The sequence below is a fragment of the Enterococcus ratti genome, from assembly GCF_001886195.1.
Classification (GTDB): Bacteria; Bacillota; Bacilli; order Lactobacillales; family Enterococcaceae; genus Enterococcus_B; species Enterococcus_B ratti.
In genome coordinates this window covers 75,320-91,248 of sequence record NZ_JXLB01000004.1, presented here as the reverse complement: position 1 = coordinate 91,248, position 15,929 = coordinate 75,320, and the positions used below count along the sequence as shown (strand labels likewise).

14 protein-coding genes and 2 pseudogenes are annotated in these 15,929 nt (G+C 34.4%); 3 read left to right on the top strand and 13 right to left on the bottom strand.

What is annotated here, in order from left to right:
• Positions 1-259: 259 nt before the first annotated feature.
• The 7 genes and pseudogenes from RV14_RS02885 to RV14_RS02855 form a co-directional block, all read right to left on the bottom strand.
• Positions 260-2,158 (bottom strand): BglG family transcription antiterminator, encoded by a 1,899-nt coding sequence (locus tag RV14_RS02885; RefSeq protein WP_071854813.1) that lies wholly within the window; start codon positions 2,156-2,158, stop codon positions 260-262.
• Positions 2,159-2,270: 112 nt separating this feature from the next.
• Positions 2,271-3,716: a glycoside hydrolase family 1 protein gene (locus RV14_RS02880; protein ID WP_071854812.1), complete on the bottom strand. Its 1,446-nt coding sequence runs from the start codon at positions 3,714-3,716 to the stop codon at positions 2,271-2,273.
• 10 nt (positions 3,717-3,726) lie between these two features.
• Positions 3,727-4,074 (bottom strand): PTS sugar transporter subunit IIA, encoded by a 348-nt coding sequence (locus RV14_RS02875; RefSeq protein WP_071854811.1) that lies wholly within the window; start codon positions 4,072-4,074, stop codon positions 3,727-3,729.
• Between the two features lie 14 nt (positions 4,075-4,088).
• A complete protein-coding gene (locus RV14_RS02870; protein ID WP_217265346.1) occupies positions 4,089-5,366 on the bottom strand; it encodes a PTS sugar transporter subunit IIC in 1,278 nt (425 codons plus the stop codon).
• A 6-nt stretch (positions 5,367-5,372) separates the two neighbouring features.
• On the bottom strand, positions 5,373-5,690 hold the full coding sequence (locus RV14_RS02865) for a PTS sugar transporter subunit IIB (RefSeq protein WP_217265345.1): 318 nt from the start codon (positions 5,688-5,690) through the stop codon (positions 5,373-5,375).
• Positions 5,691-5,935: 245 nt separating this feature from the next.
• Positions 5,936-6,780, bottom strand: a pseudogene (locus tag RV14_RS02860) (LEM-3-like GIY-YIG domain-containing protein).
• Between the two features lie 184 nt (positions 6,781-6,964).
• Positions 6,965-8,368 carry a DNA cytosine methyltransferase gene (locus RV14_RS02855; RefSeq protein WP_071854808.1) on the bottom strand — a complete coding sequence of 468 codons (1,404 nt, stop codon included), beginning with the start codon at positions 8,366-8,368 and terminating at the stop codon, positions 6,965-6,967.
• A gap of 139 nt (positions 8,369-8,507) precedes the next feature.
• On the opposite strand from RV14_RS02855, the gene RV14_RS02850 reads away from it, so the two are divergent.
• Together RV14_RS02850 and RV14_RS12895 are read left to right on the top strand one after the other, a co-directional pair.
• On the top strand, positions 8,508-9,293 hold the full coding sequence (locus RV14_RS02850; protein ID WP_071854807.1) for a SinI family restriction endonuclease: 786 nt from the start codon (positions 8,508-8,510) through the stop codon (positions 9,291-9,293).
• A pseudogene (locus RV14_RS12895) lies at positions 9,286-9,525 on the top strand (hypothetical protein); the annotation flags it as partial. The gene RV14_RS02850 and the pseudogene RV14_RS12895, both read left to right, overlap by 8 nt.
• A gap of 309 nt (positions 9,526-9,834) precedes the next feature.
• On the opposite strand, the gene RV14_RS02840 reads toward RV14_RS12895, so the two are convergent.
• The 5 genes from RV14_RS02840 to RV14_RS02825 form a co-directional block, all read right to left on the bottom strand.
• Positions 9,835-11,472 carry a recombinase family protein gene (locus RV14_RS02840; RefSeq protein WP_071854806.1) on the bottom strand — a complete coding sequence of 546 codons (1,638 nt, stop codon included), beginning with the start codon at positions 11,470-11,472 and terminating at the stop codon, positions 9,835-9,837.
• 3 nt (positions 11,473-11,475) lie between these two features.
• The gene (locus RV14_RS02835) at positions 11,476-11,622 is read right to left on the bottom strand and encodes a hypothetical protein (protein ID WP_245785449.1); all 147 of its coding nucleotides are present in this window, start codon (positions 11,620-11,622) and stop codon (positions 11,476-11,478) included.
• A 293-nt stretch (positions 11,623-11,915) separates the two neighbouring features.
• Complete coding sequence (locus RV14_RS02830) at positions 11,916-12,182, bottom strand: hypothetical protein (protein ID WP_002340115.1); 267 nt, start codon at positions 12,180-12,182, stop codon at positions 11,916-11,918.
• The gene (locus RV14_RS12190) at positions 12,157-12,321 is read right to left on the bottom strand and encodes a hypothetical protein (protein ID WP_002340116.1); all 165 of its coding nucleotides are present in this window, start codon (positions 12,319-12,321) and stop codon (positions 12,157-12,159) included. Before RV14_RS12190 ends, RV14_RS02830 begins: the two co-directional genes overlap by 26 nt.
• 43 nt (positions 12,322-12,364) lie before the next feature.
• Positions 12,365-13,198, bottom strand: coding sequence for a replication initiation factor domain-containing protein (locus RV14_RS02825; RefSeq protein WP_071854805.1), 834 nt, complete (start codon positions 13,196-13,198; stop codon positions 12,365-12,367).
• 137 nt (positions 13,199-13,335) lie between these two features.
• Between RV14_RS02825 and RV14_RS02820 the strand changes: the two genes are divergently transcribed.
• Positions 13,336-14,535 carry a hypothetical protein gene (locus RV14_RS02820; protein ID WP_025479669.1) on the top strand — a complete coding sequence of 400 codons (1,200 nt, stop codon included), beginning with the start codon at positions 13,336-13,338 and terminating at the stop codon, positions 14,533-14,535.
• A 352-nt stretch (positions 14,536-14,887) separates the two neighbouring features.
• Here the strand turns inward: RV14_RS02820 and RV14_RS02815 are convergent, their stop codons facing one another.
• The gene (locus RV14_RS02815; RefSeq protein ID WP_071854804.1) at positions 14,888-15,892 is read right to left on the bottom strand and encodes a DUF4767 domain-containing protein; all 1,005 of its coding nucleotides are present in this window, start codon (positions 15,890-15,892) and stop codon (positions 14,888-14,890) included.
• Positions 15,893-15,929: the final 37 nt, after the last annotated feature.

Here is a 15,929-nt window from a genome sequence, read left to right as displayed (position 1 = left end):
TTACATACCTTTCAGAATTTGAAACTATGACCTAAAAAATTATATAACTTATTTATACACACTATTTTCCACTAATAAAGGAAATAATAAATGGATCTATCGCCCGCAAAACAAGTAGCTTAATGACTGACTTTTTAGAAGCAATGATCCATAAGACAAAAGCTAGCGTTCCTCTTGTTCCCATGATCTTGTTTGGTTCGTACTACAATGTTGATTTCCTAGATTTCAGAATGAAACCAACATCCCTAATATTCACTGATCATTCTTCCGTTTCGACCAACATTTTCATTTTTAAGATGAATTCTGTAAAATTTTCTGCACTAGCTAACAATTGTATATTGATTGGATCAGCAACTATTTCGATAAACATTTCAAAAAAATCATTAAATTCTTTGGATTCATTTTGCGAAATTACAACTAAAGCCACGATCTTAACAGGATATTCCTCCCATTTGAGGGTTTCTTGTAAAGTCATAACCGAAAGAGCACTTTTCTTCGCCTGTTGTTCAAGCGAGTGCGGTACTACAATACCTGATGGGAAACTAGTAGACGACATCATTTCTCGTTTTTCCATCCTCTGGGAAAATTCTTCATCAACATACCCTGTCATTAACAATCGTTCAAATAATTTTTTCCGAATCATTTTAGGTGTCTGATCCGTTGGGTCAAATTGATTAAAATATAGATCTTCAATAATAAATCGATCAATCAATTGAAACATCTGTTTCCGCCAATTACTTTTTCGTTTAGCCGTCACCCGTTTTTGGATCTTTGCAAGATCTTTGCGTGTTAAAATGGGGTGTACATATACTGCGCCATTGATTTCAGTTACTCTATCACGATCAGAAGAAACATACACGTCATTTTCTTGTACCTTTATCTCATGATGATCAACCGCAAGGATCGTCACATCTTCCCCTAGCATACTACGAATATTTTGAACGTTTGTTTCTTCAAAATCATGATAATTGTCGTGATCAACTAGCACTCGTAGCTTTGGTCTTTTTTCTTTTTTACTTTCTAAGTAAGCCCCAATGTGTAAAGCGATAAAAGAGATTTCATCATCATTAAACCAAATCGCTAATTTTTCCTGTACTAACATTGACAGGTAAACCGCAATATCATACGTTAACGGATAAGCTGTTTTAATATCTAAGAGGCTACCATTGCGTATGAATCTTTCATATTGAGATCGATCATAGAGATTTTGTAAATGAATAGCTAATTTATTGAAAAAGGCCTCGTCTTGTAAATCAATCAAATAGGTTTCTTTGACTTTCTCTAAAACTTCATTTAGTGTTTCAATCACTCGAGATTCAACAATCTTGAACAAGGCGAGCTCTTTGCAATTCGTAAAATATTCATTTTGTAATCCAATAAAAAGTAAGGATAGCTGCTTGACTTCAGCATCAGAAAAATAAATGTGATAAGTGCTCGAAAGAAGTTCAGTAATCTCAACGCACAATTGAAATTCCGTTACAACATTTCTTAATGGAAATTCCTTCACACTTTTCAAATCATTTCCTTGGCGAATTCGTTCAATACTAATCGCAAAATGAAGCACAATATTATTCATCGAATAGCGATTAATTTTGATTTTGTGTGAGGCTAAGACATCATAGATGGTTTGCTCTAGGTCAATAAGTGAAAGCGTACCAATCATATCTTGGACATGATACTGCAGTTTTTCTTGGTAATCGCCTTCCTCATACAATAACGAAATCATGTAACGCCTTTTATCACTTTCTGTTCCTTCCAAATAAACTTGATTGGCTTTGATAGTTAACTTCAATTGTTTGTTTTGAATCTCGTTACGTAAAAGCTTGATATCATTTTTTAACGTTGACTCAGAGAGAAACATTGTATCTGCTAAATCATAGAGATCAATGCCATGATTACTTTTTAACAGCGTCAAAAACAACTGTGATTGACGGTCATTCGTTGCTTGAATTACTTGATCATTTTGTGTAGGTTGCTTGATTCGATAACCTTGATTACTAGAAATAATTTTTTTCTCAATCTCATTGATCTTTGTAATTTGATTACGAATGGTTCGAGTCGTACAGTTGCAAAATGTTGCTAGTTCTGTCGCAGTGACCCAATGCTGCTGTCGTTTTGCAAGATACGCGATAATCTCTCTTTGCCTTTTCGTTGTCACTTTCTATCTCCCCCACACATGTGTTACTATCAATTGATTTGCCACACTATTTCAAAAAAGGTGGAAATGAAGAGACATATCTCACATCACACCTATTCTTTGAACTGTGAATTTACAGATTTTCTCCATTTGATTCAATCACTTTTTTATACCAATAAAAACTATCTTTTTTAATCCGATCGCCACTACCTTTTCCTTCGTTATCCAGATCCACATAGATAAAACCATAACGTTTTTCCATTTGAGCAGATGAACAGCTGATAATGTCGATCGGTCCCCATGCACAATAAGCAATCACGTTGACTCCATCATACATCGCACGTTTCATTTGTTCAATGTGACTAGCTAGATAATCCATCCGATAATCATCATGAATCTTGCCATTTTCCAATTGATCATACATTCCAAAGCCATTTTCTGCAATAATAATCGCTTTACCATAACGATCCCAATATTGTGATAGCGAATGATACAACCCTTTGGGATCCACTGCCCACTCCCACGGATTGGCTTTCAAGTTCGGGTTAGGCGTAACCGATGCAGGATTCAAATCATTTTTTTTGGAGTCGACCATCTGCGAATAATAATAAGAAATAGCCAGATAATCCATCGTATTCGCTTGTAAAATAGCTTTGTCATCTTCAGTGATCTCTATGTGGATATTGTTTTCAGCAAAATAATTTAAGGCATACTGAGGATATTTCCCTCGAAATTGCACATCTGTATAGAAATACTCCATCCGATTACGACGTAAAGCTAAAATGATATCATCTGGATCGCAAGAAAATGGATATGCGGTGCAATCTGCAACCATCGTTCCGATTTGCATTTTAGGGTTGAGCTTTTTCCCATATTCGTAGATTTTAGCACTAGCAACGAATTGATTATGGATTGCTTGATAACTAGCTTCTTCATAATGATCAACCGTGTCATAAGGAATAGCAGTTGAATTGAATGGTTCAAATTGGATCAAGTTGATTTGATTGATGACGATCCAATATTTTACTTTATCTTTGTAACGATCTAAAATCGTTTTTCCATATTTTACAAATAGATCGATCACCTTTCGATTATGCCAACCATTGTAATTTAAAGTAATATCTACCGGTGTTTCGTAATGAAGCATTGTAATAATCGGCTCCATCCCTAACTCACGGATCTTATCAATTAACGCATCATAATAAGCCAAACCCGCTTCATTCGGTTCTATTTCATCACCCGTAGGAAAAATCCTCGACCAATCAATAGACGTCCGAAACGTTTTAAAGCCCATCTCTGCTAATAGTGCTAAATCTTCAGGATAGGTATGATAAAAATCGATCCCATGACGTTTAGGATAATACCCTTGTTCATCCGTCATATTCGCCTTCAACTGAGACAAAGACATCCCTTTATGTTGTTCTTCCGCAATTTCTGCATTCGTTTTATCCGCATGAAAAACATGTAAATCAGCGAGACTGATGCCCTTGCCATCGACTCGATAAGCCCCTTCTGCTTGGTTGGCGGCGATCGCCCCTCCCCAAAGAAAATCTTTTGGCATTTTGTATTCTTTAAACATGGAATACCTCCTATTTAGTTAATTTTTTTGAAAAGTTCCGAAACAAACACACCATATGTTCACCAATCAATATCTCACTTTGCACCGTCATCAACGTATCTTGCGCATGACAGAACAAAGTAGAATAGCGGATTTGTTCTCCTGAAGCTTCCATTTGTAACGTATCTGTTTGCAATCCGTGAGCAATCACAACTTCTTTATGCGCCGATTTAATCAATTCTTCTGCTTGATCGAACGCCATTTCCTCCAGTGCATTTAGTCCTTTTACCAGTAATTCACGAGCATTACCTGCATGAATCAAAATATTCATCGATAATTCGTTCAGGTTATCTGTTTCTTCCACAAACTGTTGTGACATACTACTACCTCCAATTATTGAGCAGTTGAAGCTTGCATTGCTTTTGCTGCTTCCTGTTCTTCAGCAATTTTTTCGTGTTTTAATAATGAACTATCATAAGCTTTAAAAAAGGGTAAGAAGATAAACCATGTAATAACAAAGATCAAAAGACAGACAATGACCGCACGGAAATCTTGAGTGGCTAAATAAGATGTGAATGGATATGGCATGTACCACAGCAAGAATGATTGACTTGGAATATTAACGAAGCCCATATTCATTACAACATAAGAAATCGTTGGTACGATCAGTGCATTGATCCACATAGGAATCATCAAATAAGGATTAAAAGCAATCGGTGCCCCGAAAACCAATGGCTCATTAATATTAAAGATCGAGGGGATAAAGACCGCTTTTCCAATCGCTTTTAATTGTGCTGATTTGCTTATTAGTAACATCATTACAGACAAGGCTAAGGTAGTCCCCACACCCCCCATCGATGAAAAAGCATAACAAGTTTCTTGAGTGGCAATGTTCATCGCTTGACCGCCATTTGCGACAGCCCCAGCATTAGCAGCCAATCCAGCCATATATACCGGATAAATGGCTGGCATCATCACCCAACCTGAAATACCGAAAGTATATAAAAAGACTGGGATAAAAACCGATAAGACAAAACCTGGATAAGATTGAACGATTTTTGCCAATGGACTAAATGCCCAAACGACCACTTCAAAGAAATCAACATTCAATTGTACCGTGATAAACCAACCAACGATCAAGATAAAAGTAATCGGCAACAAGCTATTAAACCATCCCACCACGAAATCAGGGATCGGTGTATCTTCATCGAAAAATGATCTTTTAGCAGCAAAATTCATCACACAGGCAACAAAAAGACCTGAAATAATCGCAAGAAACATGCCTGTAGCACCAAACCGAGAGAGAATAAACGTTGCATTTCCTTCAGCAGATACCGTTGGAAATAGTAACATCATGAATAACACTAATCCGGTAGCACCTGAAATCAGTTTTTGTCCACTGTTTCCCTTTTTTTCCATTAGATAATAAGGAATCAAAAAAGAAACGATCAAACCAAACATCCCAAAAGAAAAATTACTAATCATTGAAAAATCAGGTAAACCTACAAAAAGATTTTTTAACAGAGAAACCACTGTGACTAATGAACCGACAAAAACTAACGGCAAAGCCGTCATGATCGAATCTTGGATCGCCGAGACCCAAGGATTCTTGACAATTTTGTTTACTTTTGGCGCAAATTTGTTCGTCATGAAGTCCATAATTTTATTCATCATTTGTTAGCCCTCCATACTTAAAATCAGATCTAGTGCCTTATCTCCATTCAAAGTGCCATAGGTTGCTGGTGGAATGACTGCTATTTTCACATTCTTTCCTTCAATTTGTGCTTTGAGGTCTGCTAACATATAAGATAAATGCGGACCAATCAACAGATAATTAATCTCATTGATCCGTTCATCCAATTGCGACTCACTAGCCGCTTTCACAGTCACTTCTTCTCCTCTTTTTTTCGCTGCTTTACGAATAGCAGCTGCCATAAATCCACTAGAAGCTCCAGAACCACAAATCAACAAAATATTTTTTGCCATCTTTACCATCTCCCCTTTTTTTCTTACACGTTTAGTTTATCTAGCATAGTATGCGCTTTCAAACTTACTTTTTTCCTAGATAGTGGAAATTAATTAACGTGAGGTTTTCTTTTAGCTATTATGAGTTACACTCACCACTCTTAGTTGCTTCACAAATCCTGTTGAAAAATGAACCATAATAATAGTTGGGTTCATACCACCTGTTGATTAAGACCATTCCTATGAATATCATCCTATTCACTTAGAATGCCGTTCTAATTATTAATATATGCAATTGCGCCCCCACTACCAAATTTGATATCTGGTAAAGATCGTTTATATAAATTAAGTTCTCGCAAAGTATCTTCTCTATTCGATAATGTCTGAAACGCATAGCGTGTTCGACCATTTTCAAATTTCTTCGATTCCGAATAGTGAGAAGAAACTTTATACGCAGCAACAACCGCATTATCTGCTTCTGTATTAACAGCTATAACATAGCGAATTCGATTGTATTTTGTCACGACCAATTATCCAGTTACCTAGCGTACGAGATTTTAAATTATTATCATCACGAAATCTGTCATCAATCGGATATTCTTGCGATTCATCTTTACAAAGATTAAAAGCGTCTCTCACTTTTACCACTAAAATCAACGCATCCGTCGCTATTTCATTTATAGACATCTCTTGGATCCATATTGTTCTTCTATCGCTTCAACTAGCATTGCCTTAGAACCATGCCTTTTTACTAAATTTGTCAACGAAAGTCCTTGAACCAGTTGAGCATAATTGATCAAGACATTCTCACTGGCATAAGCCTCGCTCTCAGTTAACCCATAGCTAAAGATATATAGCTTAATATTTTTTGATTCATTCTGTTTATTTTTTGGGTGGTTCTTATTTTCAAGGTTCTAGCTGTTTCATTTTCTTCAAGTAAATCGTATTTTCTAAACTTACCCAATGCAGCTCGGCGATGGGCAAAAATACGATCTCCTTTTCCAATATAAAAAGTCTGCTTATTTCTAGGATTAACCAAGCAATAGACATAGTAAAGATCTTTCGCATCTTTTTGCAACTCAGCTAAAGTAGACGTAGAAAATTGTTTAAGTTCACTCATTTGATACTCCCCTGTTTTACTATTTTTTCTCTGTCTCTAAAAAATATCATTATTTATGATACGGAGCTGCGTATCATGAGTGAATGATATTTAAAAAAACTGTAAATAACAGACTATTAATATCTGTAATTTACAGTTTTTTTATATTACGCTCTCATTGCTTTACTACATTATGAGTTGATTATCAAATTGGTAATGGAAATTCTTCAATTACAGGCAAACTACTACTTAATGCTGTTTTTAAATTTTTCTCATATAATTCAGGAAAAGTAATATCTGAAGTATATTTGTATCTTGAAAATTTAAAGTTAGGATAATTCCTTGGTGGAATTCCTTTTATATCTTTTAATATTGCTTTCCCAATAGCTTCTCCTAACTTGATAGGAACAGCATTTCCAATTTGTTTATATTTTTCTGATGTATTTCCACAGAAAGTCCAATCGTCTGGAAATCCTTGTATTCTAGCATATTCTTCAACAGAAAGTGGTCGAAGTTCAGTAGGATGTACCAAATCGGTTGCAGGCATGGTAGGTACAGTTACTAATGTAGGACTAGGTTCACTAAAAGAAAGTCTTCTATAAAATCCTGTCTTGCCTCCACCCATAAAATATTTTTTCCCCATGGCTTTTCTTTGATCTTCTTCAGATAATGATTTCCAATTGCCACCTTCAGGTATTTTTTTAAACCACTCTAATCTCTTTTTAGGTATTTGAGAATAAGTCATTGGTTTATCTTGTATGTCTCCTATTGCTTCTCCCAAAGTTACCCATTTAGGTAATCCAAATTCTCCATATTGAGAATGAGTAGGTTCTAAATATGGAACTTTAGAATCACCTAGTTTACCTATAATAACAAATCTTTCTCTTTTTTGTGGAGCACCAAAATTGGCTGCATTATACAATTCAAATGAAACACTATATCCAAAAGACTTTAATTTTTCAGTAGCATAATGTAGTACTCCACCTTTAACTGGCTGCCCTTTAGTATCCTCTAAGACTGCTTGAGTAGATTGTAATCCTCTAACATTTTCAATTACAACATAAGAGGGCTTTAATTCTCCAATTAAATCAATATATTTAATAAATACATCCCCTCTAGCATCTTCAAAACCTTTTCTATTTCCTGCAGTTGAAAATGCTTGACAAGGTGGACCTCCAAATATGATATCAATTTTTCTATCTTTAGGTAATTGGGCATACTGATATATTTTTTCGGTTGTGCATTCCCATATATCACCAATTAAACCTATCGAACTATTATTTTTCACAATAGTTGCCCGTGCTTCTTTGTTTATTTCACAAGCTAATAAAGGAGAAATTCCTGCATTTTCCATTCCTATATCCAATCCCATACCACCACTAAAAAATGATAATGCGACAATCTGTGGAATGTCATTATTTTGGCGAATTCTATCATTTGGATTTATTACAAAAGCTTCAGATTTTATAAAATCTTCAACTGATTTTTCCGTAGTTACCCAATTTCGCTTAGCTAACTCAGATTTTATTTTTCCACTCTTCATTAAGCGTCGAGTATATTGTTCTGAAATTTTTAAATATCTGGCTACTTCTTCTACTGAAAGTTGCAAAGTTTACACTCCCTTTTTAACGAAACTAAAATTAGACCCGTTTAATCTTTTGATATACTAACATAAATTTCTATTGTATTAAATCTTTTTGTTTGATAATCTTTTTATTATAGAAAATATATAAGTAGGAGATAAGATTATGCCTAACAAAAATAGAACTTTTGAATCAATCTTAAATGAAGATTTAACCAAAGAACAGGCATCCATTATTTTTGATGAAGTTATCGATGACGTTGAAGATAGTAAGTATCATAAAAATTTAAAAGAACTTTTTTATTTTGCACTCAACAATGGACCAAGTTTGTTCACTGGTATATCAGTACCTGATAGTGATAATCCATTAATTATGGCAAAAATTTACTTAACAAAATGGTGTAATAAATACATCAGGGATAGGAATAACCCAGCATTAAAAAAACCTCTTAAAACATTTGGCGAAAAAGATGCTGCTTTAACTACTAGAGTAGCAGCAAATGCTAATATTGATGATCAAAAAGTATTGAATGACTACTTGCGTGGACATTTTTTATATATGAGCGCTGAGAACATGAACGGAAGTATTTTAGAGGAATATTTAGCCGAAGTGTTAGAACCTGAAGGTTGGATTTGGTGCGCCGGCTCTGTATATCGAGCTGTTGATTTCTGTTATTTAGGAACCTCACCAATTCTTTTACAAGTGAAAAATAAATACAATACAGAAAACAGTTCGAGTTCAGCTATAAGAGTAGGAACAACAATTAGAAAATGGAATCGTTTAAATAAGCCGACAAAAATTTCTGGTTTGGATACCCCTATCCCCAATTGGAAAGCATTAATAGAAATGACTGAAGCTAGTAAGGAACTGGCAGCTAAGTTAACTGAAAATAGATATTTAGCTTATATTGATGAAAAATCCACACGAGAATTATGGACACTCGATGACTAACAATATCCTTATTAGTATCTATCCACGATACATGGAAAAAATTATAAACAAACAAAAAAACTTTGAATTTAGAAATTTCTATCTTACCTCAGATCCTTATAATATCTTTTGGATTTACGAAACAATCCCCACCAAAGCTTTAAAGTATAAATTGATTGTAAAAAATCCAATTACTAAACTTAAGAAAAATCAACACTACTTTTTAGGAGACGATAAGTTTGAACAATTAGTTCAAAAGGGAAAATATGCTTACGAAATTATCCACCTAGAAGAAATACTTTTACCAATAAGTCTGTCTAATTTAAAAAATTTAGGAGTTACTGCACCACAAGGATATGCATATATAAAAAAATATCCTAGTCTTGTCGATATTCTTGAAAAAGTTGAGCTAAAAAGAATATTTTAATTAGTTGTAACCACAAATAATTATAGATAAATTTTTTAAAGTATACTGATACGCACCTCCCTAACTCTTTTCTAACGATTTCAACTCGCTAGAGAAGCGTTAGCGCCCCTCTCACGTTGCTTGATATAACCTAGACTAGATCGTTAACGTAAAGGGTGTTTTTAACACAAAAATAGCCGTATCCTTTGTTTTGGATACGGCTATTTGATATTGCTCATTCAATTGTTGTACCACGGCAGGTGTGAATTTCATCGTAATTTCCAATATCTCCTTCTGTTTAGGATCAAAGGTGATTTTCTCAATAAAAGTTCGATACAAGGCTTTGACTTGCTTCTTCTCACTCTGGGCAAGAAAACGATCCAAACTAGTCAATATCCGTTGGACATCTTTGACTTGAATCGGCTCTCCTTGTTGTTGAAAGATCCCTAAGATTTCATTCTCTCGAATGTGTAACTGTCGTCTTTTTTCAGTCAATTCGTCTAAGCGGTCTTTTAATATCGGAAACAATTCAGGACTATCTTCCAAAGCAGCTTCCCATTTTTCAATTTTAGTCTTCAATTCTTCCTTTCGTTCCAGTAACACCACAAGTTCTTGTTCCAATGGTTGGCTTTGTCGCACTATTTCTTCATTTAACGCTACCACCAATCGGGGAAGAACTTCTGGTAGCTGAACGATCTCCTTTAATCGGTCGGCGACAAATGTTTCCGCTTGTTCGGCACGAATCGAATTGGCATGACACACACTTGCTCCTTTATTTCGAAAGACTGAACAAGAATAATACCGAATTCGTTTCTTTGTGCCATCTTTTAGGGTATTTGTGACATTACTCGCTGCCATTGGTGACCCACATTCCGGACATCTTAACAACCCCGTCAATACATTTTCACCTGTATGGTTCCATTTGGGTTGTTTTCCTTCTAAAGCAAGGCGTTCTTGTACTTTTTGATAATCTTCTTCCGAAATAATCGGTTCATGGGTTCCTTTCACTAAAATCGGTTTCGGATTTTTTCCTTTCCGTCGTTTGGTTTCCCAATTGATATAGCGCGCATATTCTAAATACCCTGCATAAATTTTATTACGTAAGATATCTTTGACTGCCGTGGTAGAAAAAGCATTCTTTTTGACTGTTTTATATCCTTGACGATTCAAAAAATTGGCAATCGCTCGATACCCTGCTCCGCCTAAATATTTTGCATAGATCAGACGAACAATTTTCGCTTCTTCTGGTTCAATGACCAATTGTTTTTGACCATTCGCGTCAATACCACTGACATAGCCTAAACGTCGTCCTCCTGCATAACGCTTTTTATCTTTCACTAAGCTTTGCATTGACATTTGAACATTCTCCGCAATTTGGTTGCGTTCAAATTCACCGAAACTCCCAAGAAGTTGTAACATCAGTTTACCTGTCGAAGTGGTCACGTCAAATTGTTCCGAGATCGAATGTAACCCCACATCATATCGCAATAGTTCCTCGACGGTTTGTAAGACATCTAACATATTGCGTCCGAGACGGGTCAATTTCCAAATCACTAGTAGATCAAAACGATGGTTCCGAGCATCGTTCATCATTCGTTGATAGGCGAACCGATTTTTTATGGATTTCCCACTGATTCCTTCATCCGCATAAACTTCTACTACTTCGTAGCCCATCCGTTCGGCAAACTGTCGTCCATTTTGTTCTTGTGCTTGAATACTGTGTCCTTCTAAAGCTTGTTCTTGTGTACTCACTCGAATATATAATGCGACTCGTTTGGTTGGTGTCGTTTCCATAGATCATTCGTTCCCTTCTAAAATATTTTGTGTCAGTTGTCGGAAGTAAATCCCACAGACTTTTTTTTCCTTTGTTACCTCAATCCGACAAACATGGTCACATAACAATTGTCGACTAGAGAGGTCTTTTAGTTGAAGCCATTCTTTCACTTTTGCTTCACACTGTTGAAGTGAAAGAAACGAAGAAGTAGACATCGGCTTTTGAAGAGCTTAAGTACTTACAGTAAAATATTCACTGATCAAAAAGGAAAGAAAATCGACTAAGAATCGTTTTCTTTCCTAAATACTTAAAATATGCAAAACGTTCAATCAGTTCCAATTCCTAAACCAAGTTTATTCTTCTTTCTTATTTACTGCCTCTTTTCCATTTTGGTTGAAATAAAAAACAAGCCCAATAGCTAATTCAAAAATAAAATCCTCCATAAAAAATAGTCCTCCAATCGTTATAATTCCATGAGACGATGATATTCAATCATACCTTTTTCCGTAAGCTTCCATATATATTGAACACGTCCGCTTCTTGTTATTCTTTTCTGGTTTGTTTCCAGTAGCTCATCATTTTTAAGAGCATTTAATAGACCAGAAACTTCTCTATCAGTTACCTTATACAAATAAATCTCCTTAAGTATCTCAAACGAATAAAAAGGACTCATTTGATATTTTTCGACTAATGCTATAAAAAATTTAGCCTTCTTTGTATTTCTTCTCATTCTCTTCCTCCTGTTCTAATAAATCACCCTTGTTTCCTTGGGTATTTTCTGAAAAATAGATACTTAAGTCCACCACAAACTGACCATTTTCTTCTTTTAATAGCTCTGCTACTAAAGAATCGAAATTCAAATCATTCATTTAATCCTCTTCTTTCTATAACGTCACTGGCTAACTACCACTTTCATGAAGCTAGAAATTTCATTTTTCCACAATGAAGTTCTTGTTGGCATATATATTCAAGATATCTTTCATACCAAGTTGCTAAATTTCTACGTCTCACTTCTGAATAATTCTCCGTATGAGAGCGAAATTGCAAATTACGTTTTAAAATGCTTGATATATAAGAGGAAAACTCAGATGAATTTTCAACCAACGTTGCAATAACACGATTTGCCCAGTCATGTCGAAGCCTTAACTCTGTTCTGAACCAAATATCTTGTGTTTTCGTCTCTAATTTTTTATCATAAACGACTACCGAGATATCACTCGCTCGTTTTCCAAAATAGATACTATCACCGATTATGTCAGACGAGGATATTCTAGTTTCTTGAATTGTTCTGCATGTACGAAAGCGCGACGTAACTAACCTCTGATTGAGATATCGTTGAACTCGCTTTGTAGTTAAAGTATCCGAAGTAAACCCATCAATTGCTATATCCAGTCTTTTGATGTTGTAGCTTTTGATTGAAATATTTTCTCCTACTTTCATTAGTTTAAAAAAGAACTGTGTCCATTGATGATTCACTTGGCATTCTAGATATCGACATCCTTTTGAACGAATCTCTAGCAAGACAACTGCTTTCTCTCCCTTGTTTTCATAATGGAGAAATAAAAAGCCATTTGTAAGAACTTTATTAAAGCCACGTATACTACTTTCCAATAGTTCAAGTTCTTCGATAATGGAATAGTCAAATAAATATCTACCAACTTCAGCTACGTTTGCTTCAACAAATGAAATCATTACATAATCAATCACAAGCGTTGGATATTTTGTACTCCTAGCTTGTTCTTTCATAAAATAAATCTCCTTTCTTTACCGAGTATTCAAATATGAAAAAGTATCTGTTAAAATAACAATATACCTTATATTTTGAACAATTTAATTTAATCACAGTCATCGTATTGAATCATCAGGCAGATGGTGGGCAATTGGTGGGCAATATATATTTTGAAAGGATGTTTATTATGTTTCATGTACTTTATGAATTTCAATTCGTTGAAATCGTTAAAGAATTTTTTGAATTACCTTATAAAAGTGACAATAGCTTAAGTTTTGATTCGGCTTTTCAAAACTGCGCGAAACCAGAATGGAATAAAATAAAAAATAGAAAACGAAATTTTACTAGCGTGGCGAAGCAAGAATTTGATTTCTTCAGGATTACAAATTCTCCAGAGTATGTACCAGCAAACAATAAAATTTTTTCCGAGGTAGGTTATATTGAACTTCTTAATAAATTTATGAAATACGCCATAACCTTTGATGACGTCACTATCAAGAAATTTTTTCAATATGAAGAATTCTCTAAGGACTTAATTTCAGAGTTAGTTAATTTCATGATGACACAATCTAAGCCTTATAAATTAACTAACGATGCACAATTTGTATTAGAGAAAATAGAATCGATTACTGATGATAATGGGATCTTTAAGCTTGGACAAATTGGTTGGTCACCACAGAAGTATTTAATTCCTCTTCTAAAAAAAGAGACAGAAACTCTCTCACTAATGAATATTTCCTCTATTTTAGCCGAATTATGGAGTACTAAAAAAATTGTTCCTTGTCCACTAGATCCCACTAAAATAAAAGAGAAAGAGAAGGAAAAAGAGAAAGTGGAAAAACAAGAAGAGGAAAACAATCATTCCAATCTGTATATAGAAGTAAATTTAGATTATCCGGAAGATGTTCCTTTTCCTAATGGAAATTATTACACACTCTATATAAAAAATAAGCGTAACTCTCTATATTATGGTGAATGGGATGGGCTAAAACATGTTGCTAAGGAAAAAAAAGGGATATTTAAAAAAGTAACAGGGGATTTATATCAAGAAATAGAAAAGATTAGAAAGAGTCAAGAAATTTCCGAAAAAAGTAAAACGTATATCATTGTTAATAAGAAAAATATGAGCATCATTCATTCGAATATCGAATTCTGGAGCTCCTTTAAAAATAAAATTCATACTGTTAAATCAAAATTATCAATGACCTTATCTCCAAATGAAATCATTCACTACCGTGTCTCAAAAACAAAAAATCTCAATACTTTAATTTTGCCTTCAAATTTGTGGGAATGGCAGCTCTTATCGCCAGAAATAGACTTAGATAGGCATCTATTTGAAACCGAAACTGAGTAATAATTAATTGACTATCTTAGCTGATACTTTACTGATATACCTAGTATTACTGATATACCTAGTATTACATTAAGGTATCAGGGTACTTATAATGCATTTGCTTAGCTACTTTAATGTTACAAATAAACTTAATAGAGCCCCTACTAAGTTTTATTTAGCAGGGGCTCTTAATTATCACTCTTAATTACTTTTTCTAAGGATAAATGTGATTATACCCATGCATACCAATACATTGATACACGCTTCAATCCCTGTAAGTACGAAATTATTTTCTATACTAGTAACTTCATCAGAAATGTTTCTAATATTTCAGTACATATTTCTTTAAAACTACTATTCTCAGTCTATAATATTATTTAATCATTTGAAAATTGTTAGTCATTCCAACACGTTGAGAAATTCTTCCATCTGTATAAACACGGAATTGTTTTCCTCCATTCATTACCGTATTTCCAATATCATCAGTAGAAATATCAACTGGATAAAATTCTCCATTTTCATCTTGCATTAAATCTTTTCTATATTGGGTGGATTCAATAATATTAGTATTTGCTTCATTTTTATCTGGAGACTCATAAATCCATAACGCTTTATTATTTAGTACAGTTTCTTTAGCAGCTTCCCAACTTGAAATTCCTGAACTACTTGTAGCTTGTGTCGTTGTAGTTGTTGCTTGTTGAGTAGACTCTTCTACTACTGGAGTTTGGGGAGTTTGTCCATTAACGATATCTGTAAATCCTTGTTTTAGCTGTTGATTTTGAGTTTCGTTAAAGTACAAATAATTATTTTCATTACCTTGATTTTGTTGAGTGAGATAAACTTTAGGTTGTCCATTTTCAAAACCAAAGAAATATACGTGTTGTCCTAGGTATTCCCCAGTTTCTACATCAGAATAAACTGCTACTAAATTGAAATCTGCATGACCAGTTCCATCTTCTGACCATTGTACGGTAACTGGTGCTTCATTGATTGCCATTTTCCAATTTCCATCAATAACTGCACTTGGTAAAGGCGTACCATACAGACTTACATTATTCTGAGGATTGTAGCTTTTATATTCTTGCCCTAATGTCTTTCCCCATTGTGTGACAAAAGTTGCTAGTTGGGTAGATTTCTCACTATCCCACAAAGTATTCTTAACCTCTTCAGAAGAAGATTCAGTGATTGAACTTTCACTTGTACTTGCTTCCACAGATTGCTTCATTTCTGTTGTAGTTTGTTCAGTTGATTGCGTTTTACTTTTTTTAGTCTCAATTGTTGTATCAGTTTCTACATTCGCTTTAGTCCTCGTATTCTCAGATGTACAACCAGTGAATAAAATCCCCATTCCAATTAGTAATAACAACCATTTTTTCATTTTATTTCCCCCTTTCAATTTCTCCCTCACGTACTTA